This is a genomic window from Neptunicoccus cionae (assembly GCF_014643735.1).
Classification (GTDB): Bacteria; Pseudomonadota; Alphaproteobacteria; order Rhodobacterales; family Rhodobacteraceae; genus Amylibacter; species Amylibacter cionae.
Genome location: NZ_BMKA01000002.1, coordinates 978,877 through 998,869, shown reverse-complemented (window position 1 = coordinate 998,869; position 19,993 = coordinate 978,877). Strand labels below are relative to the sequence as shown.

Genomic DNA, 19,993 nt, shown 5'->3' with positions numbered 1-19,993 from the left:
AATGCGTTTTGTAGCTTTGCTGATGGCAGCCGGCATCGCTCTGTCGGCGTGCTCGCCTTCGAAATTCAAAAAGTATAACGGGCCGCAAGTCACCCAAATACTGGTGGATAAATCGGACCGCAAAATGTGGTTGCTGCACGGCACACAAGCGCTGGTCCAATTTGACGTGGATCTGGGTTTTGCGCCTGATGGGCACAAGGAAGTTGAAGGCGACGGAAAGACACCGGAAGGAGTCTATTTCATTGACCGGCGCAATCCGAACAGCGCCTTTCACCTCTCTATCGGCATTTCCTACCCGAACGAGCAGGATCGCGCCAAAGCGGCTGCAATGGGTGAATCACCGGGCGGGGATATTTTCATCCACGGCGGACCGGTGCTGTTCAAAGACAGGAACAAGGCAGACTGGACGGCGGGCTGTATCTCTGTGACGAACAAAGAGATGGAGCGTATTTACGCAATGGTGAAGGACGGCACCCCGATTTATATCCGGAAATAAATACAAACGAAAAACGCGCCTCGGGGGCGCGTTCTTTTTGTGGTGGCTATTCAGATCAGGGATTACGACCCGAGAACCTGAACCCACCAGATTTTTCCGTTGTTATCTTGATGCCAGCTAAAGCCAAGCCCACGGGCTTGCGGGTGCAAGATGCCAGCGCGTGTCACCGGATCACGCATCCAGGCTTCCAAAGTTTCCAGATCGTTTTCGAAGGTCTCGGAAATATTCTCTGACAGCATCCGGCCCTGATAGCCAGCCCGCTCGACCCGCTGGATCGGGTTGGACCCGTCAGACCCAAAGTGCCACGGGCGGTTCTGTCTGGAAATATCCCGTGCATGGGTTTTCGCAGCCGCATTCAATTGCGAAGACAGTTGAACCGGGTTCAACCCCTGCGCCTGACGCACCGCATTGACCGCATCCAGATGGCGGTACTGGATTTTAGAAACATCACCGGAAGAAATCCGGAACACCTGACGCTGGTTTGGATCGACCTCGGTACAGGCCGACACAGCAAACAATAGCGACAGAATGGTAACAGCAACACGAAACATGGCAGTATTCCCCAAATGCAAGCTTCTCGAATTGAGATGCATTCTGCCTTAATGATGTTTTCGAGGATATTCAAATGGCCATTGGCTGTTTCACCCCGCATCGGCATTGTTTGAATTGAATCTGTGCCTTCAAAACACTAATTTGACCTTGTAACCCTTTAAGTACGGAATTTTCTTATGTCTGATCCATTTAAAATAACCCGCCGTGCATTCTCTGGCTCCCTGCTTGCCACAGCCGCTCTCGGGCGTTCTGCTTTCGCCCAACAAACAAACGATCCGGTACTTTATAACCAGTTGAAGCAGGAAAACCTGTCTAATCCGGAAACCGGCGCGGTAAAGCGTAACATCTCCGGTTTCACGAATAAGGATTGGCGACCCTATTTCTCCAATACCAGAAACGGTATTATTCTGGTGGATACCCTCAGCCGCGCGCTGCATTTCTGGTCGGAAGATCTGTCGGTTTACAAACTCTATCCCACATCTGTTCCCGAAACACCGGAACTGACTCGCACCGGACGCACTTCTATCACGCGCAAGCGGGTCGGGCCGGACTGGCGCCCAACCCCGAACATGCTCAAACGCAATCCCGATTGGCCAAAATACATCCCGCCCGGCCCGGATAATCCGCTCGGCACACATGCAATGTATCTCAGCTGGAAGTATTACCGCATCCACGGAACCCACGATACGCGCAAAATCGGGCGCCGTTCGTCCAACGGCTGCATTGGGCTTTTCAACGAACACATAGAAGAATTATTCAACCTATCAAGAGTTGGGACGCAAGTGTTGCTTATTTGACGACAAGGTGTATTACACTGCCCAAATACGGCCATGTTCCAGTTGCAAAGCGCATTTTTTGCTGCTTAAAACGCGACACGAGGTACAGTCTTGGGTGCGGCTCGTGGGGTCATTCTACCTTGTCCCCCTTAATCGGGTCGCAGAACTTTGGAGAAATATTATGAAAAAAATCGCACTGGCAGCCGCCATGTCCGTCGCCGCTTCCGCAGCTTTCGCTGGTAACGTTGAACCAGTAGTAGCACCTGTTGTTGAAGTTGTTGAAGAAACTTCCTCTTCTTCTTCTTCCGGCGCTCTGCTGCCAATCCTGGCACTGCTGATCGTTGGCGCAGCTGTAGCAGCCGCTGACTAAGCAATTCAAATCTGGCAGCGATAGGCCGCCAGTGAGAATTCGAAAGGGATAGGTTTCGGCCTATCCCTTTTTTATTGCCACAACGACTCTTCCATTTTCCTAAAATATCCTCGGGTGAATTGGCCAAAGGCCAAGAGGGGCAAAGCCCCTACCGTCTTATCCGTCTTCTGCGGCCAGTAAGGATCGCAATCCCGAACGGTAGTCAGCGTATTTCAATACGACACACAACTCCGTCTTTATCCTGTCATTGCTTACCCGTTTGCTCTCCGCGTAAAAACTGCGGGCCATCGCGCTCATATCTGCCTTATCAAAATCCACGGCCGCTGGCACCGGCACGCCGAGAAGCTCTGCCGCAAAGCCGATCACATCCTCGGGCGGGGCAGCTTCGTTATCACACAGATTATAGACCGTTCCGGGATTGGGGCGCGCAATGCTGGCTGCCAGAACCTGCGCAATGTCTTCCACATGAATCCGAGAAAACACCTGATTTTCTTTGATGATCCGCCGCGCCGTGCCTGCACGCACCTTGGCAAACGGTCCCCGCCCCGGTCCATAGATCCCTGCCAGCCGGAAGATGTGCAATGGAAGGCCCATGGCCTGCCAATTTGCCTCTGCTACAACACGCAGTTTCCCGCGGCGGGTTGATGGGGTCAACGGGGTGTTTTCGTCCACCCAACCGCCTTGGTGATCGCCGTAAACCCCTGTGGTGGACAGATAGCCGACCCAATCAAACGACCGCCCCTTTATCTCCTCGCGCAGCCCGTTGAGGACCGGATCGCCTGCATCATCCGGACCTGCGGAAATCAACAAATGGGTCGCGCGATCAAGGTAAGGGGCCATATTGGTTCCGGGCCAAGCGACTGTTTCAACGCCCTCTTGCGGCACTTCGCCGGACCGGTTGGTTCCGATGATCTGCCAGCCCAAGGGCAATAATTCAGCCGCAAGTGCCTGCGCGGAATAGCCGTGGCCAAAGCTTAACAATACACCCGTCATGTCTTAATCCCTTAACCTCTAAGTCAGTTCAGCACAGGCCCAACGGGCCGCATCTGCTACTGCTTCGTCTTCATCGTCACACAGCGCCTGCGCCACCTTCAAAAGCGCCGGATCTTGTGAATTACCAATGGCGTAAAGCGCATTGCGCACGAACCTGTTACGCCCGATCCGCTTAATTGGAGAGCCGGAAAACAGCGCCCGAAACCCTGCATCATCCAGCGCGGCAAGCTCTGCAAGGCGCGGCGCCTGCAACTCTTCGCGCCCGTGGTATTTGATCTCCGCCGCGCGGCTGGCGAATTTGTTCCACGGACAGACCGCCAGACAGTCGTCACAACCGTAAATCCGGTTGCCGAGCCCCTTGCGCAGGGTCACATCGACCGGCCCGTGATGTTCAATCGTCAGATAGGATATGCACCGCCGCGCATCCAGTTGATAAGGCGCGGGAAAAGCATCCGTCGGGCAGACATCAAGACACTTTCGGCAGCTTCCGCAGTGATCCACTTCGCTACCCGACAGCTCCAGATCGAGCGTGGTGAAAATAGAGCCGAGGAAAAACCAGCTCCCAAGTTGTCGTGAAACAACATTGGTATGCTTTCCCTGCCACCCCAATCCGGCCGCCTGCGCCAGCGGCTTTTCCATCACTGGCGCGGTATCCACGAAGACTTTAATCTCGGCGCCGTCTGCCTGTTCGATCAACCAGCGCCCAACCCGTTTGAGCCGCTTTTTCAGCACATCGTGGTAGTCTTTATTCTGCGCATAGACACTGATCGCGGCGCGGTCTTTTTGCGCCAGAACATCCAGCGGGTCATGATCCGGACCATAGTTTTCCGCCAACATCACAACGGATCGCGCCTCGGGCCACAAGGCTGACGGCGCACCGCGCCAGTGCATCCGCTCTGCCATCCAGCCCATCTGACCGTGATGCCCTTTTTCTACAAACGCGGAGAGCCGTGCCGCAGTTTCCGGAACGGCGTCAGGGCGGCAGATGCCAAAGTCTGAAAATCCTTCGGCCAGCGCCTTTTCACGCAGCGCACGGGTCAGGTCTGCGGACACTAAAAATCCAGATCGGAGTAATGAGGCGGCTGCGGGAAGCCGGGCAATTGGTCCGCAAGAAGCGAACGGAATGCAGGGCGGGATTTAATCTTGGCGTACCACTCTTTCACCAATTCGTTCCGGTTCCAGTCCACGTCAGAAATGTAATCGAGACAGGACAGTTGCGCCGCCGCCGAAAAATCCGCCAGCGACATACGATCCCCTGCAAGCCAGCGCCGCCGGTCCAGCAGCCACCCCATATAATCAATGTGGAACTTGATCTTGGAGGAGCCCGCTTTCACGTTTTTACTGTCTGGATAACCGCGCCCCATGATCTTTTTATTGACCCGCTCGCCTAACAGGTTCAGCGTCACTTCGCGGTAGAATTTGTCATCGAACCAAGCGTTTAAACGACGTACTTCAGCACGCCTTTCCGCCCCTTGGGGCAGCAGCGCGGGTTCGGGGCGTTTTTCTTCAAGGTATTCGCAAATAGAGGTGCTGTCAGACAGGGTGATCTTGTCACTGCGCAGCACCGGCACCTGACCGCCCGGATTGAGCCGCAGAAAATCCGCACGCTCTTCCCAATAGCGTTCTTCAACCAGTTCAACTTCAATCTTTTTTTCCGCCATAACCAGACGGACTTTGCGGCAGAACGGGGAGAGCGGGAAGTGATAGAGCTTGTACATTTCAGCCAGACGTTAATTGGGGGTGGTTCTATTTGCACTCATGCGTAACAATTTTCAACCGCTGTTGAAACAGTCAGCACGCCCGTCTGCCGCAATAGTTCGGGCACCGGCCATTATTTGCCGCGTTCGTTTTTTCACAAAGGAAGTGGGTTGGCTGGCAGACCGTTTCTTGGGGGACGGAAGCACCGCCGCGATGCGGGCGGCCTGAAGCAGGGACAGCTTGTCCGGCGTGACGCCGAAATAATGCCGTCCTCCGGCGGCGGCGCCAAAGACACCTTCATCTGTTTCAGCAATGTTCAGATAAACTTCGACGATCCGTTTCTTCGGCCAGAACAATTCGATTAACACAGTGAACCACGCCTCCACGCCTTTGCGCACCCATGTCCGCCCATGCCACAGAAACACGTTCTTAGCCACTTGTTGGCTGATGGTACTGCCACCGCGCAGCCGACCGTCGTCTGCAAGCGCGGCTTTGATGCCTTCGATATCGAATCCGAAATGGGTGCAAAAATTGGCGTCTTCGGCGGCCACGAAAGCCTGCGCGACTTCGGGTGAAAAATGTTCAATCGGGGTCCACTCCCGCGCGACCTCCCCCAAACGCATCCGTTCGGCAACATAATAATACGTCAGGTAGGGATTTGCGAACCGCAGTAACACAACCAGCAACAAGCTGACCGCCACACCGGCAAACAGGATCAGAAACAGTTTACGAATTACCCAGCGAATCCAGTAGCGCCACGCGCCACTAAAGCTGTCTGCCGCCTGGCCGACCTTGCCCTTGCTCCGCGGGGCTTTCACCTTCTTGCGCACTCGGGTTGCGTCGTCATCGGCCATCTAAAATTTCCCTCTGGCGGCAGTCTCAGCCAAGGCGTCTTTCAAATCAACAGCTACAAAAGCAAAGAAGGCCGAAAACTCCGGCCTCCTTGTCTTACTTAATACGGGTCTGAAAAATGTCAGGCCGTCTTTTTGCCGGTTTCCATGCTCAGCGGGGCTGGCAGGCGGTTCAGCATCTCTTTGGGGCAAATTTGCACGAAATTGGCAAGCTCCTCATCCCAGCGGCGCAGAATATCCGCTGCTTTGGCCGATCGCGTCTCTGCAAGGTGGTCTTCCAGCAGGGACTTGAGTTCAACCTTCCAGTGATCGACAGTCACCCCGTTAGTCACAAGTGTTTCACGGTTGATCAGCTTGTCGAGCTGCGCGTCCGGATCGTAGATATAGGCCATGCCGCCGGTCATACCCGCGCCAAAATTCGCTCCGACAGAGCCAAGGATTACAGCCACACCGCCAGTCATATATTCACACCCGTTGGTGCCGCAGCCTTCAATCACCACTTTTGCACCGGAATTGCGCACAGCGAACCGTTCGCCCGCGCGGCCATTGGCAAACAGGCGACCCGCAGTCGCACCGTAAAGCACTGTGTTGCCGATGATGGTATTTTCACTGGCTGTAATCGGGGACCCCAGCGGTGGGCGAACAACAATTGTGCCACCGGACAGACCCTTACCAACATAGTCGTTCGCATCGCCCGACACTTCCAGTTTCAGGCCCGGTGCCGCAAATGCGCCCAGGGACTGACCTGCGCTGCCGGTAAGTTTCACTGTCAGGTGATCAGGTTGCAGCGTGTTGTTCATTCCAAACCGCTTTACGATATGGGACGACACGCGTGTGCCGATCGTGCGATGAGTGTTCTGCACCGCGTAAGACAATTGCATCTTTTCACCGTCCTTAAAGAACGGCTCCGCATCCTTCACAATCGACGCATCCAGCGTATCAGGCACGGCCTGACGAGGCTTGTCACGGTTGTAGACGATAGTGTTGGCGTTATCGATGCTGACGAGAAGCGGGTTGAGGTCCAGATCGTCCAAATGGGCTGACCCACGGGACACCTGCGCCAACATATCCGCGCGTCCAATCACTTCATCAAGCGAACGCGCCCCCAAGGAGGCTAGAACCTCGCGCACTTCCTGTGCGTAGAAGGTGATCAGGTTCACAACCTTATCCGCTGTGCCGGTGAACTTCTTGCGCAGGTCTTCATCCTGCACACAAACCCCGACTGGGCAGGTGTTGGACTGGCACTGGCGCACCATGATACAGCCCATCGCGATCAGGGCAGCGGTGCCGATGCCGTATTCTTCGGCGCCAAGCATTGCGGCAATCACGATGTCACGCCCTGTCCGCAAACCACCGTCAGTGCGCAGGGTTACACGATCCCGCAGCTTGTTCATGGACAGGACCTGATGCGCCTCGCTCAGCCCCATTTCCCACGGCAGACCCGCATATTTGATCGAGGTCGCAGGCGATGCGCCTGTCCCGCCGTTGTGCCCCGAAATCAGGATCACATCCGCCTTCGCTTTTGCGACACCCGCAGCAATTGTACCTACGCCGCTGCTGGCAACCAGTTTCACGGTCACTTTAGCGCGCGGGTTGATTTGCTTGAGGTCATAAATCAGCTGCGCCAGATCCTCGATCGAGTAGATATCGTGGTGTGGCGGCGGTGAAATCAGTGTCACACCTTTGGTCGAATGACGCAGCCGTGCAATCAGGTCGGTGACCTTGATCCCCGGAAGTTGGCCACCTTCACCCGGTTTCGCGCCTTGCGCTACCTTGATTTCCAGCTCTTCACACTGGTTGAGGTACTCCGCAGTCACCCCAAACCGGCCCGAAGCCACCTGTTTGATTTTGGCAGACGGATTATCCCCATTAGGTTCCGGCACAAAATGCGCCGGATCTTCGCCGCCCTCACCACTGTCGGATTTCGCCCCGATGCGGTTCATAGCGACGTTCAGTGTCTTATGCGCCTCTGGCGACAATGCGCCAAGGGACATACCCGGTGTCACAAACCGCTTACGGATAGAGGTGATGCTTTCCACTTCGTCCACAGAAATAGGTTTGGCGGTCGAATTGAAGTCCAGCAAATCCCGCAGGTGAATCGGCGGATTGGACTGCATCTTGCGGGAATACTGCTTCCACAGATCAAAGCTCGCCCGATCACACGCGGCTTGCAGCATATGCATGGATTGTGCTTCCCATGCGTGTTTCTCGCCGGTGCGCCGCTCTTTGTAAAAGCCGCCAATGGGCAGAACGTTCTGCTGGCCAAGCCAGCCACGGGCGTGCACTTCGCGTATTTTCTTTTGAATACCGAACAGGCCGATACCTGAAATGCGGCTGTGCATACCTGGGAAGAATTCGGCGACCATCGCACGGGACAGCCCCACAGCTTCAAAGTTCAGACCACCGCGATAACTGGAGATCACAGAAATCCCCATCTTCGCCATGATTTTCAGCAAGCCCTGATTAATCGCCTCGCGGTAGCGTTCCATCGCCACATCAAGCGTACAATCCAACAAGCCCCGATCAATCCGGTCCGCCAGACTATCCTGCGCCAGATAGGCGTTCACAGTAGTCGCACCACAGCCGATCAACACCGCAAAATAATGCGGATCCATACATTCCGCAGAACGTACGTTGATCGAACAGAAGGTCCGCAGACCAGCGGCTGTCAGCCATGAATGAACTGCCGAAGTGGCAAGGATCATCGGAACGGGAATTTTATCCTCATCCTGACGCCGGTCAGTTAGAACCAAATGCCCCGCACCGGAGCGCACGGCCTCTTCCGCCTCGGATCTGATACGGTGAACAGCATCGCGCAATCCGTTGGGGTTTTCACGATCAAAGGAACAGTCAATCGCGGTCACTTTCGCGCCGAAAGCTTCGACCATGGCCTCAAACTTGGCGTTGGCCATGAAGGGGCTTTCGACCACAAGGATCTCGGTCTGCGCGTTGCTTTCATCCAGCACATTGCCCAAGTTCCCGAAACGGGTTTTCAGGCTCATCACACGGAATTCGCGCAAGGAATCGATGGGCGGGTTGGTCACCTGACTAAAATTCTGGCGGAAGAAATGACTGAGCGGGCGGTATTTATCCGACAGCACCGCGCTTGGCGTGTCATCCCCCATAGAGGCAATAGACTCTTTCGCGTCCTCCGCCATCGGGTGCAGAATGACCTCCAGATCCTCAACACTGAAACCAGCAGCAATCTGACGCTTGCGCAGCTCTGCACCACTGTACAAAGCCTTTTCCTGAATGGTCTTGGTATTGTCCTCAAGGTTGGTGATCGAGCCAACCCACTTGCTGAAAGGCTGCGCCTCTGCCAGTGAATCTTTCAGCTCTGCATCGTGCCAAACCTTGTTTTCCAGCATATCAACGCCCAGCATCTGACCCGGGCCCAACGCGCCCTTACGCAGAATGCTGGATTCATCAACCGGCACCATCCCGGCCTCTGAACCGGCAATCACCAGACCGTCGTTGGTGATGACATAGCGCATTGGGCGCAGACCATTACGGTCCAGACCGGCCACAACCCAGCGACCATCTGTCATGGCCAGTGCCGCAGGACCGTCCCAAGGCTCCATCACAGAGTTGCAATAGGCGTACATGTCCTTCCACGCATCAGGCATTTCGTGGGACAGGTTTGACCAGCTTTCCGGCACCAGCATGGTTTTTGCCATCGGCGCGGAGCGCCCTGCACGCACCATCACTTCAAACACGGAATCAAGTGCTGCAGAGTCAGAAGACCCGCCAGCGATGATCGGTTTGATGTCTTCCGCATGTTCGCCAAAGTTCTTGGACGCCATGCGAATTTCGTGGGATTTCATCCAATTGACGTTACCCTTGAGGGTATTGATCTCGCCGTTGTGGGCCAACATCCGGAATGGCTGGGCCAGCCACCACTGTGGGAAAGTGTTAGTGGAATAGCGCTGGTGATAGATCGCAAAGGCGCTTTCAAAACGGTCGTCTTTCAGATCGGGGTAGAACACGGCCACCTGTTCGGCCAGCATCATGCCTTTGTAGATCACCGACCGGCAGGACAGGCTACAGATGTAGAAATCACGGATCGCAGCTTTGGCCACGGCTTTTTCGATCCGGCGGCGGATCACATACAGCTCACGCTCGAACTGTTCCTCGTCCACGCCCTTGCTGTTGGAAATCAGGATCTGCTCAATCTCGGGGCGGGTCGCGTTCGCCTTTTCTCCCAGACAGGACACATCCACCGGCACATGGCGCCAGCCGTAGATGTAGTAACCCATCTTGAGCACTTCGCTTTCCACGATAGTCCGGCAGTTTTCCTGCGCCCCAAAGTCGGTCCGCGGCAGAAAGACCTGCCCGACGGCGATCATTTTGTCGATGTCGGGTTCATGCCCTGTGCGACGGATCTGATCGTAAAAGAACTCTTTAGGGATCTGCAAATGGATGCCGGCACCATCACCAGTCATCCCGTCCGCATCCACCGCACCACGGTGCCAGATCGCCTGAAGCGCCGTGATACCAGCGTCCACCACACGGCGGTTCGGTTTACCATCAACGGAAACAACAAGGCCAACACCACAAGACGAATGCTCATCATCTTCGCGGTAAAGCCCCTGCTCGGCCAACATGGCCCGTTTGGCTTCTTCTTCGGCTACCCATTTTGCATCATACTGTGTCATGGTGGCTTTCCCTTTCAAAACCCCGATCTCTGTCAGGGCCGGATCTTATACTGTGACGGACCGCGCCGGATCGTATTGGCGCGTGGTCCGGTCCTTATTCGGCTGCGATGGCGGATTTTGCGTTCAGATCTGCGAGGATTGAACCAGCGGCATCGCGCCCGTCTGCAATCGCCCAAACCACCAGAGACGCACCGCGCACGATGTCCCCTGCTGCATAAACCCCATCCATTGCCGTGCGCTTACTGACGAAATCGGCTTTAACCGTGCCCCAACGGGTAACTTCCAGCTCCGGCGTGTCCCAAAGTGTCGGCAGCTCCTCTGGCTCAAAGCCAAGCGCCTTGATCACCAGATCGGCTTTCTCAAGATACTCGGCACCCGGTATTTCTTCGGGGGCCTGACGGCCAGTTACATCCGGCGCACCCAGACGCATCTGCTGCACATAAACGCCTGTGACCTTATCATCACCCGCAAACCCTTTGGGCGCAGACAACCAGACGAATTCCACGCCTTCTTCTTCCGCGTTCGCAGTTTCCCGCAGGGATCCCGGCATGTTCTGACGGTCGCGACGGTAAAGACATTTCACCGAGGTTGCGCCCTGACGGATGGCTGTACGCACACAATCCATCGCAGTATCGCCGCCGCCGATAACGACAACATTCTTGCCCTCGGCCCACAGCTCTCCGCTGTCGATTTCAGGAACAGCATCGCCAAAGTTGTGACGGTTAGAAGCTGTAAGATAGTCTATTGCCTTAACAATTCCGTTCAGACCGGCACCCGGACCACCCAGATCACGGGATTTGTAAACGCCTGTACCGATCAGGATCGCATCATGGGTTTTGCGCAGCTCTTCAAAGCTGACATCCTTGCCAACGTCGCAATCCAGCTTGAAGGTCACACCGCCCTCAGCCAGCTGACCATTTCGGCGTTCCACAACTTCTTTCTCCAGTTTGAAACCTGGAATACCATAGGTCAGCAAGCCGCCAGCACGGTCGTAACGGTCATAGATTGTGACCTGAACACCGGCACGGCGCAGAACATCTGCCGCCGCCAGACCCGCAGGGCCGGCACCGATAATTCCAACGGACTCGCTACGCTCCGCGTAGGGTTTGATAGGCTGAACCCACCCTTGTTCCCACGCGGTATCGGTAATGTATTTCTCCACCGCACCAATGGTAACCGTGCCGTGACCGGATTGTTCGATCACGCAGTTGCCTTCACACAAACGGTCCTGCGGGCAGATACGGCCACAAATCTCGGGGAACTGGTTGGTCGCCTGGCTGACCTCGTAAGCTTCTTGCAAGCGGCCTTCAGCTGTCAGTTTCAACCAATCGGGGATATTATTGTGCAGCGGACAGTGATCCTGACAGAACGGTACGCCGCACTGGGAACAGCGGCTGGATTGCTCGGCCGCTTTTTCGGCTGCAAACTGCTGGTAAATTTCGTCGAAATCAGATGTACGCAGATTTGGCACACGTTTCTCCGGCATATCGCGGTCCACGTTTACAAATTTCAGCATTTTTTGTTCAGCCATGATGATACACCCGCAATAACTACTTCCAGAGCCTGCCTTCTAACCAATGTTTACCCGCAGTCAAAGGGAAAACTGCAAATTGGGTAACCCATACTGACATAAATAATCATAAGGTGCGGGAATTTCCATTTTTTGAGCCCGTTCATTATTAAATAGGTCAGCAAAGCTTACCTTAAGCTAAGATTCCCTTCCCATCCCAGAGAGCATATTCTCCCCTTGAAACGAATCATAAAGGCCCGCCCATGCCCCTGCTCCACCTTCTGATACTCGCAATTGTGCAGGGCATTACTGAATTTCTACCGGTTTCAAGCTCGGGGCATTTGATCCTGCTCCCCAATGTGATGGGTGTCGCAGATCAGGGACAACTGATAGATGTTGCGGTCCATATTGGCACCCTTGGCGCCGTGATCTTGTTCTTCTGGAAAGACTCCCGATCCGCATTTACTGGCCTTTTCCATCTGGCCACAGGAAAAACCCGTACAGATTCCGCACGATTGGCACTACTCCTTATCATAGCGACGATTCCAGCAGTTCTATTTGGCCTGATCTTGAAACTAACCGGACTGTCGGACGCCATGCGCAACATCACAGTGATCGGCTGGACCATGCTCGCATTTGGCATTCTCCTTTACATCGCCGATCAACGGGGCGCGCAGACCAAAACCCAAAAAAACTGGGACATGTCAGACGCCATTAAGCTTGGCCTGTGGCAGGCCCTCGCCTTGATCCCCGGCACCTCCCGCTCAGGCATTGCGATCACCGGCGCGCGATTTCTTGGCTACACCAGAGAAGACGGCACCCGCATCGCCATGCTAATGTCGATTCCCGTAATCCTGTCCTCCGCAGCCCTGTTGGGCATTGAGGCAATCAGCGAGGCGAACGCCGCCGGCCTTCGCGATGGCGCAATCGCCGCAGTTTTCAGTTTTCTAACCGCACTTCTGGCGCTTTCCCTGATGATGCGACTACTTCGCAGCGTCAGTTTCACGCCCTACGTGATCTACCGCGTACTCCTCGGGCTGATCCTGCTGGCAGTGGCCTACAGGTGATACCAGACGCAAAAAGCCCCGCGATTGCGGGGCCTTGCACAGTTCACTAACGTCTGAAATAGCGCCTTAAAAGTCGCTGGTCGTCGGCGTGCCACGCATATGACGTGCGCTCTCGGTCAATTCAGCATACTGCCCCGACGGGCGGTAACGGTAGAGATATTGTTCTGCGACTGTCTCATAAGATGTTGGGGTAATGTCCAAATTCGCAAATGATTTAGCCGTGTTGGACACAACATTGTCGTTGCGCAGTTGTTTCACCTGATCGGCTGTCAGTATCGTGTTGGTGAACAACCCAAGGCTCAGCTTTTGCACCATATCCAATGTCTTACCCAAAATCGTTCCAAGGAAAAACGGCTGATTAATCACAAGGCGACGGCGGCGCGTGATATGCAGCATCCGCTTCACGATCTCACTCAGGCTTTCCACATCGGGTCCGCCAAGTTCATAAATGCCTGGCTCGGCCTCACCCAGAATTCCTTTGCACGCCGCTTGCGCCACATCATCCACATAAACTGGCTGAAATTTTGACCCACCACCAAACAGCGGCAGAACCGGTGTGAAGGAAGACATCTGCGCAAACCGGTTCAGGAACTGATCTTCATTCCCGAAAATCACGGAGGGCCGGAGGATCATCGCTGTCGGGAACGCTTTGAGAATCTCCTGCTCTCCCTCTGCCTTTGAGCGGGCAGAGGCACTATCGGACTCAAGGTTCGCACCAAGTGCTGAAATATGGACCAACCGCGCGACACCCGCCGCTGCACAGGCCTTTGCGATCCGCGCTGCGCCTTCAACATTCAACGCCTCGAAGGTTTGCTTACCGTGTTCCTGAAGTACGGAAACGCAATTCACAACCGCGTCGGAGTTTGCAACGATTTGCGCCACAGATTCATCATTACGGATATTTGCCAGCACAGGCTCGACCTGCCCGACAACACCGTAAGGGCGCACGAATACGGCTTCATTTGGCCGACGAACAGCTACCTGTACGCGCCAGCCTTCTTTCGCCATCCGCCGCGCGATGTAGCGACCGACAAATCCGGACCCACCGAAAATGGTAACAACTTTAGGCGATTGTAACATAATTGCGCTCCGACAACTGGGGTTTGCCCTGAAATAATGCGATGTGGCCCCACTCACAAGCACAATTGCTGAAATTAGATGTGAATCACCCGTTGACACCCCCCCCGACCATCTGTAAATCGCCCCCTACGTGATCTGTTGCCCAGATGGCGGAATTGGTAGACGCGCTAGCTTCAGGTGCTAGTGTCCGTATGGACGTGGAGGTTCGAGTCCTCTTCTGGGCACCAAAACTATCTCAAAAGGATGGTTTTTTACATAAGATCAACGCATTACCAGCACATCCTAAACTATCGAAACACGCTTGATGGGTGTATAGTTACTTACTCTACGGCAAATTGCATTGCTACTGAGATCCTAATTGGTCTTTTGGGCATGCCAGTGCAACGATAACATGACGGTAAAGCTATTCTTTAGAGGCTGCCACTGGTTACATTCGCCGAATCTCCCGCCACGAAATCTGAAAGAAGCCTGCTGATATTTGCGATGGAAACGGGTTTTTCTACCGCCGCGTTAAAACCAATGGATCGAAGGCTCGGCCCGTCCTCCGTTTCGGCCCCCCCGCTACAGGCGATGAACTGTGGTATTTTGTGACTTTTAGCGCGGCATTTTTCAAACGCCTCCAACATTTCGATACCATCCATAACCGGCATACGAATGTCAGTGAAAACGATGTCGAAATCTTCTTTCAGTATTCGATCCAGCCCCACTGCGCCGTTTTCCGCGACGGAGACACTGGCCCCTGACTGGCCGAGAATCTGCTTCATGAAAGTCGCGTTCAGTTCGTTGTCTTCCACGACCAGAATATTCAGGCCAAGTGCCGCACCCTGCAATTTCGCCAGTGGAGTGGCGGGGGGCAAAACGTTGTCTTGCGACGGGGAGACGCGAAAGCTCGCCCTGAACCGAGAACCCCCTCGATTGGAATCCTCGACGATTAAGGTCCCTCCGTGCATCTGGCATATCTGCTTAGATATCGACAACCCCAAGCCGTGCCCTTCCGGCATGGTCGCCCCACCATCGAGGCGGGCAAAGCGTTTAAAAATCCGGGATTTATCTTCATCCGCGATGCCCGGCCCCTGATCATCGACGAACACATACAGAGTTGGCTCGCCACGTGTTGGGAATTCGATTGAAGCGGTAATTTGAATCGTACCCGCGCTCGCGTATTTGATCGTGTTGATAAGAAGGTTCGTCAAAACCTGCTTGATGCGGCCATGACAACCGACAAGCAAACGTCTGCAACTTCGTTCAAGATGAAATTGAAACGGTTTATGCGCGTCTATTGCAGCCGTGCCGTACAGCGACCCCACCTTTTCAAAGATGTCGGACATGTGAAACGGTTCCCTGGCCACTTCCATCGCGTCTGCATCCATGACCCCAAGATCCACGATGTCCTTCAGCAGCGTCTGAAGTTCATCTCCCGCTGCTAGGATATTTTTTATATAGCCAGTCTCGCGGCCCGCGTGCACAGAACATTGGAGTAGGTGCGCCATGCCCATGATGCCGTTCAGCGGATTTTTCAGTTCGTGACCGATGTCCGCGACAAATGCGGATTTCGCGTCGCTTTCGGTCTCCGATCTTATAGCGCGCGCCAACAATTCCTTTTTTTCTACTGCGTGGGTCGAGACATCTCGCCCGACACAAAGAAGTTCAATGAATGCGCTGCCCTCAAACCTTTTGGTAATCGACCATTCAATCACGCGCGCGGCACTTTGGGGCGGGAAAACAGTCTGCTGTAATACCGTATGCGGTGCGTCACGGGTCAGCCCGGCGATAGCGGCCTTAAAAGTTTCGCGGGAATGGCCCGCTGTAAACATTTGGACTGCAATCTGCGATGTGTTGTCCGTCATGCCTTCACAGAACGCCCTGAAAGCATCGTTAGAGTAGAGGATTTGACCCCCAGCACTACACCGAAGAATGAGGTCCGGAATATCGTTTAGGATATCCGCAGGGCGGTCTGTCCCCGGGCTTTTACCTTGTTCCTTTGAGTCCGGCACCTGCCGGAGGTGTAGCCCGTCGCGCGGATGAATACTTGGGGTGCGCGGTGGCAACCCTACCAAGATACGACCGGCTATCCGAGGCGCCGTAAGAGAGACATCAAACTCCCTAAGCCCTGTTGCAGCCCCCATCGCCGACTGATCAAGTGTGTAGCACATCATCGGATTAAAGGGACCATTGCAAGAAACGGACCGGTCAAAAATCTGCTCAGAGGCCTTAGGTATTTCCTTGGATTGCATTTGAACAGTCCGCATCAAGCGCTCCTCCGGTTGTGCCGTGAATATAAATCGTGTGAGGTTCTAAGCCTGAAGAATGGCAGGTTCGCTTGGGGTTTTCAACGCACCTGAACCAGTAAGTATCTAATACTTATATCGTTTTTTAATCAAATCGATTGGGCCGAGGCAGGTGATTCTCTGTTCGAGAGAGTCTTTCAGCGCGCGGATCAGCCACGCGCTTGGGGGAAACCTGTGCTCATAAGGATAGGACCATAAAACGATTGGATACTGACGCTACGCATCGGTCCAGTCCCTTACGACTTGTGCGCATTTTCCTAATCAAATGCGGCTCTCGGTATGCGTTCGGGGGGATAGCTCGGACAGCACAATCAATGTGAAAGCTTAATCGTTCTCGGATGCCTCTCGGTGTTTCGAAAGCGTTTCAAACAAACCGGCCTCTTAGGGATGGGGCCAAAAGGAGCTATCACATGTTGTTTAAGAAAAATATCTTATCTGCTGCCGGCGTCGTTGTCGCCGCGGTATTATTTCAGGCGCCCCACGCCAGTGCCGATGCGTTGAAGTCGTCCTTCGATTTCCGAATTGTGGAACAGGACGCCGACGGGAACGAGGTGCTGAGCGAACGTGACAGCGTCGCCCCCGGTGAAACCATCCAGTATATTATCACCCACAAAAACACGACCGAAGACAATCTATCCGGTCTGGTTGTTTCCGGCCCGATCCCCGAAGGCGTGACCTTTGTGATGGACCGGCACGAAAGCTCGTTGCCAGCCACTTTTGAGATCGAAGCCGAGCTGGATCAGGACAAACCCGGACTTGAATGGTCCACCCTCCCAGCCATGCGCAAAGTCGTCGACGCTGACGGTTCGGAACGGCTTGAGCCAGTTCCAGCTGAAGCAATCGAAGCTGTTCGCTGGGTCCTCGACTCTCCGCTGCCCGGTGGTGGCGCCTCAGAGAATTCGTACCGCGTGATCGTAAATTAGGCCCGAGTGGCGCTCCACTCGGAAGAAATTACCCCCCCCCTCAACCCCAACCAATCCAAACCTTAACAAATGGTGAGTAAAGTGAATTCTAGTTCAATCTTCCTCCGTGGCTGTTCTACAGCCGCACTTCTGTCGGTCGTAGGGGCCGCAGCAATGGCGGCACCGCCGGAAGCCGGATCCGTGATCGGCAACCAAGCAGTCGCGACTTATACAAACAGTTCCGGTGACTCTATCACCGTCACATCGAACAAAGTTGAAACAGTTGTTCAACAAGTGGCCGGTTTGACAATGATTTCGGACAACTCCGAAGCAATCGCACCAGGTGGTAAAGCGTTTCTGCCGCACGTTATCACCAATGACGGTAACGGGCCTGATTACTTCACGTTGTCTGCAACCGAACAAAACACAGGCGCATTGGATACAACACTGGTCTTCTATCCTGATGCGGATATGGACGGTGTAGCAGACAGCGCGACGCCCATCACAGAAACTCCGGTTCTTGCTCCGGGTGAACAGTTCGGTTTCGTCATCGAAGCAACTGCCGATGCTGCCGAAACAGGTACAGATGACATCACTGTCGAAGCTGTATCCGTGTTGGACAACACGATTACCGACACAAATACAGACACACTGACCATCTCAACCGGCGCAATCGTCGAAGTGGTCAAGTCGATGACAGTCGACCCAGCCTCCGGCACCGGTAACAACGCGATTGTCGACTCCGGCGATGAGGTGACCATCAAGCTGACCTACTCCAGCACCGGTCTGACAGATGCCAGCAACTATATTGTGCAGGATATTCTGGATAGTCGTCTGGACTACGTTGCAAACTCGGCAACATGGTCGGATGCCACCGGCACTATGGATGAAAGCAATGGCGCAGCTGCAACTGACAAAACCAACGGCGGCGGACAAACTATCGCATGGTCCTATGACTCTGCACAAACACTCCAGTTCGTCCTGAGCAGCGTACCTTCCGGTCGATCCGGCACAGTTACCTTTAAAGCCACCGTGGCAGACGATGTGCCAGCCGGCATCATCCCCAACACTGCGACACAATCGGTTGACGGAACCGCCTTCCCCGACTCCAACACTGCACAGATCACAGCGGACGAGCAGTTCAGCCTTGAGATTGATGACACGAAAATCAATCTGGACGGCACACGGGACGGCACAGTTGCATCAGCAACTGATACAGACGCCACTGCCAACGACATTGTTGAAGACAGCGCAGATGTATCGCAAGGCGCCACAATTCCTTTCGAGTTTGTGATCTCCAACACATCTAACGTCACTGACAGCTACACTCTGGATGTCACCAACATCGACTTCCCCAGCGGTACGACGTTCCGCATGGTTGCCGAAGACGGTGCAACACCAATCGTAGGCACAGTCGGACCATTGGCTTCCGGTGAAACCCGCAAAGTAACCTTGCTGGCCACCCTGCCAACTGATGTTTCCCCAGTCCCAACGTCCGAATTTACAGCCAATGTTGTGGCAACTTCGGAAAACAGCGGCAGCTTTGACAGCTCCACAGCGGAATTCACAGGCGCGGTTTTGGCAGCAGCAATCGATCTTGAAAATGACGTTGCCGGTTCTGAAGGCGATGGCGCAAACCCCACAAACGGGGCAAACCCTTGGGTAACTTCCGCAACTGACCCCGGTGTACCTGTTTCTTTCCCGATGAATGTTGAAAACGGCGGACCAACCTCCGACAGCTTCAACATCACGCTGGATCAGCCAATCCCGACCGGTTGGACCGTTGAATTCCAACTGACTGACGGAACCGTGGTATCGAACACCGGTACAATCCCGGCAGGTGGCAATAAAGACTTTATCGTCGTCATCACACCGACCGAAGGATACCCGCCAAGCAATACGCTGATTGATATCAAAGTTGCGTCTGCCGTAACCGGCCAGTCCGATCGCATCATCAACCAAGTGACCGTGAATAAAGTGGTCGACGTGCAGATCGAAGCGGATCAAGAAGCACAGGCATCTCCGGGTGGTGTGGTTGATATGATCCACAAGATCACCAACAACTCGAACATCGATATCACCGAAGGTGCGCTGACCCAAACCGGTCTGACAGACTTCTCAGGTGCGATCTTCTGGGATGCCAATGGCAACGGTGCTCTGGACCCGACTGAGATCGTCATCGACAACTTTGATGATCTGGTAGACAACCTCGGCGTAGGGTCTAACGGTATCGCCGCTGGTGAAACCATCTCCCTGATCTATCGTGTCCAAACACCGTCCACGGCAACTCCTGGTCTGTCCGAAATCGGAACAATCTCTATCGAGAACCTTCTGAACGCAGATGCAGACGCGGACATCGACACGTCCAACAACGCTGTTGAAGATCGTGTAATCATCGTCTCTGGCGACATCACATTGACCAAGATGCAGTACATTGACGCAAGCTGCGATGGCACAGTGGGCACATTCACCACCGAACGTCAGGATGTCGAACCCGGTCAGTGTATCCGCTACCAAATCGAGGCGGCAAACACAGGCACCACGAATGCAGGCAACGTAAAAATTCAGGATGTAGCTCCAGCATACACATCCATCGAATCTTGCGGCGGCGCCTGTGCCTACAGTGTCTACCCTGCGGAACCTTCCAGCTCTGTGACCATCACCGGCACGACCGCTGAAAGCTTCCACAACACTGTCCTCCCGGGTGATTACGCCCGACTGGAATTCACAGTGAAGGTCGCTGAATAGGCAAAAC

15 protein-coding genes and 1 tRNA gene are annotated in these 19,993 nt (G+C 54.5%); 7 read left to right on the top strand and 9 right to left on the bottom strand.

The window, feature by feature from the left end:
* Position 1: 1 nt before the first annotated feature.
* Positions 2 to 496, top strand: coding sequence for a L,D-transpeptidase family protein (locus IEX10_RS10035; protein ID WP_188674120.1), 495 nt, complete (start codon positions 2 to 4; stop codon positions 494 to 496).
* A 62-nt stretch (positions 497 to 558) separates the two neighbouring features.
* On the opposite strand, the gene dalA is transcribed toward IEX10_RS10035, so the two are convergent.
* Positions 559 to 1,047: a divisome-associated lipoprotein DalA gene (gene dalA / locus IEX10_RS10030; protein ID WP_188674117.1), complete on the bottom strand. Its 489-nt coding sequence runs from the start codon at positions 1,045 to 1,047 to the stop codon at positions 559 to 561.
* Between the two features lie 177 nt (positions 1,048 to 1,224).
* Between dalA and IEX10_RS10025 the strand changes: the two genes are divergently transcribed.
* Positions 1,225 to 1,845 carry a L,D-transpeptidase gene (locus IEX10_RS10025; protein ID WP_188674115.1) on the top strand — a complete coding sequence of 207 codons (621 nt, stop codon included), beginning with the start codon at positions 1,225 to 1,227 and terminating at the stop codon, positions 1,843 to 1,845.
* 160 nt (positions 1,846 to 2,005) lie between these two features.
* Positions 2,006 to 2,194: a hypothetical protein gene (locus IEX10_RS10020; protein WP_069298415.1), complete on the top strand. Its 189-nt coding sequence runs from the start codon at positions 2,006 to 2,008 to the stop codon at positions 2,192 to 2,194.
* Positions 2,195 to 2,350: 156 nt separating this feature from the next.
* Here the strand turns inward: IEX10_RS10020 and IEX10_RS10015 are convergent, their stop codons facing one another.
* From IEX10_RS10015 to IEX10_RS09990, 6 genes are all read right to left on the bottom strand, one after another.
* Positions 2,351 to 3,187, bottom strand: coding sequence for an SDR family oxidoreductase (locus tag IEX10_RS10015; RefSeq protein WP_188674112.1), 837 nt, complete (start codon positions 3,185 to 3,187; stop codon positions 2,351 to 2,353).
* Positions 3,188 to 3,205: 18 nt separating this feature from the next.
* Entirely contained in the window at positions 3,206 to 4,240 is a 1,035-nt protein-coding gene (queG, locus tag IEX10_RS10010; protein WP_188674109.1) for a tRNA epoxyqueuosine(34) reductase QueG, read from the bottom strand.
* Positions 4,240 to 4,905, bottom strand: coding sequence for an FtsZ-binding protein FzlA (fzlA, locus tag IEX10_RS10005; protein ID WP_188674106.1), 666 nt, complete (start codon positions 4,903 to 4,905; stop codon positions 4,240 to 4,242). Before fzlA ends, queG begins: the two co-directional genes overlap by 1 nt.
* A gap of 54 nt (positions 4,906 to 4,959) precedes the next feature.
* Positions 4,960 to 5,739, bottom strand: coding sequence for a monofunctional biosynthetic peptidoglycan transglycosylase (mtgA, locus tag IEX10_RS10000; protein WP_188674103.1), 780 nt, complete (start codon positions 5,737 to 5,739; stop codon positions 4,960 to 4,962).
* A gap of 119 nt (positions 5,740 to 5,858) precedes the next feature.
* Complete coding sequence (gltB, locus tag IEX10_RS09995; protein WP_188674100.1) at positions 5,859 to 10,391, bottom strand: glutamate synthase large subunit; 4,533 nt, start codon at positions 10,389 to 10,391, stop codon at positions 5,859 to 5,861.
* A 94-nt stretch (positions 10,392 to 10,485) separates the two neighbouring features.
* A complete protein-coding gene (locus tag IEX10_RS09990; protein ID WP_188674097.1) occupies positions 10,486 to 11,922 on the bottom strand; it encodes an NAD(P)-dependent oxidoreductase in 1,437 nt (478 codons plus the stop codon).
* Positions 11,923 to 12,164: 242 nt separating this feature from the next.
* On the opposite strand from IEX10_RS09990, the gene IEX10_RS09985 reads away from it, so the two are divergent.
* Positions 12,165 to 12,968 carry an undecaprenyl-diphosphate phosphatase gene (locus IEX10_RS09985; RefSeq protein ID WP_188674094.1) on the top strand — a complete coding sequence of 268 codons (804 nt, stop codon included), beginning with the start codon at positions 12,165 to 12,167 and terminating at the stop codon, positions 12,966 to 12,968.
* A 66-nt stretch (positions 12,969 to 13,034) separates the two neighbouring features.
* Here the strand turns inward: IEX10_RS09985 and IEX10_RS09980 are convergent, their stop codons facing one another.
* On the bottom strand, positions 13,035 to 14,048 hold the full coding sequence (locus IEX10_RS09980) for a complex I NDUFA9 subunit family protein (protein ID WP_188674091.1): 1,014 nt from the start codon (positions 14,046 to 14,048) through the stop codon (positions 13,035 to 13,037).
* A gap of 140 nt (positions 14,049 to 14,188) precedes the next feature.
* Between IEX10_RS09980 and IEX10_RS09975 the strand changes: the two genes are divergently transcribed.
* Positions 14,189 to 14,275, top strand: a tRNA-Leu gene (locus tag IEX10_RS09975).
* Between the two features lie 183 nt (positions 14,276 to 14,458).
* Here the strand turns inward: IEX10_RS09975 and IEX10_RS09970 are convergent.
* A complete protein-coding gene (locus IEX10_RS09970) occupies positions 14,459 to 16,297 on the bottom strand; it encodes an ATP-binding response regulator (RefSeq protein WP_188674088.1) in 1,839 nt (612 codons plus the stop codon).
* 449 nt (positions 16,298 to 16,746) lie between these two features.
* Here IEX10_RS09970 and IEX10_RS09965 point away from each other — a divergent pair, with 449 nt between their 5' ends.
* On the top strand, positions 16,747 to 17,259 hold the full coding sequence (locus IEX10_RS09965) for a DUF11 domain-containing protein (protein ID WP_188674086.1): 513 nt from the start codon (positions 16,747 to 16,749) through the stop codon (positions 17,257 to 17,259).
* 153 nt (positions 17,260 to 17,412) lie between these two features.
* A complete protein-coding gene (locus tag IEX10_RS09960) occupies positions 17,413 to 19,986 on the top strand; it encodes a DUF11 domain-containing protein (protein ID WP_229678501.1) in 2,574 nt (857 codons plus the stop codon).
* Positions 19,987 to 19,993: the final 7 nt, after the last annotated feature.

Coding starts and splice junctions, on each gene's coding strand:
- IEX10_RS09980 (WP_188674091.1), bottom strand. CDS start 14,048: ATGTTACAATCGCCTAAAGTTGTTACCATTTTCGGTGGGTCCGGATTT.
- IEX10_RS10035 (WP_188674120.1), top strand. CDS start 2: ATGCGTTTTGTAGCTTTGCTGATGGCAGCCGGCATCGCTCTGTCGGCG.
- mtgA (WP_188674103.1), bottom strand. CDS start 5,739: ATGGCCGATGACGACGCAACCCGAGTGCGCAAGAAGGTGAAAGCCCCG.
- gltB (WP_188674100.1), bottom strand. CDS start 10,391: ATGACACAGTATGATGCAAAATGGGTAGCCGAAGAAGAAGCCAAACGG.
- IEX10_RS09970 (WP_188674088.1), bottom strand. CDS start 16,297: ATGCGGACTGTTCAAATGCAATCCAAGGAAATACCTAAGGCCTCTGAG.
- IEX10_RS09960 (WP_229678501.1), top strand. CDS start 17,413: ATGGCGGCACCGCCGGAAGCCGGATCCGTGATCGGCAACCAAGCAGTC.
- dalA (WP_188674117.1), bottom strand. CDS start 1,047: ATGTTTCGTGTTGCTGTTACCATTCTGTCGCTATTGTTTGCTGTGTCG.
- IEX10_RS10020 (WP_069298415.1), top strand. CDS start 2,006: ATGAAAAAAATCGCACTGGCAGCCGCCATGTCCGTCGCCGCTTCCGCA.
- IEX10_RS09990 (WP_188674097.1), bottom strand. CDS start 11,922: ATGGCTGAACAAAAAATGCTGAAATTTGTAAACGTGGACCGCGATATG.
- IEX10_RS09985 (WP_188674094.1), top strand. CDS start 12,165: ATGCCCCTGCTCCACCTTCTGATACTCGCAATTGTGCAGGGCATTACT.
- IEX10_RS10025 (WP_188674115.1), top strand. CDS start 1,225: ATGTCTGATCCATTTAAAATAACCCGCCGTGCATTCTCTGGCTCCCTG.
- IEX10_RS09965 (WP_188674086.1), top strand. CDS start 16,747: ATGTTGTTTAAGAAAAATATCTTATCTGCTGCCGGCGTCGTTGTCGCC.
- fzlA (WP_188674106.1), bottom strand. CDS start 4,905: ATGTACAAGCTCTATCACTTCCCGCTCTCCCCGTTCTGCCGCAAAGTC.
- IEX10_RS10015 (WP_188674112.1), bottom strand. CDS start 3,187: ATGACGGGTGTATTGTTAAGCTTTGGCCACGGCTATTCCGCGCAGGCA.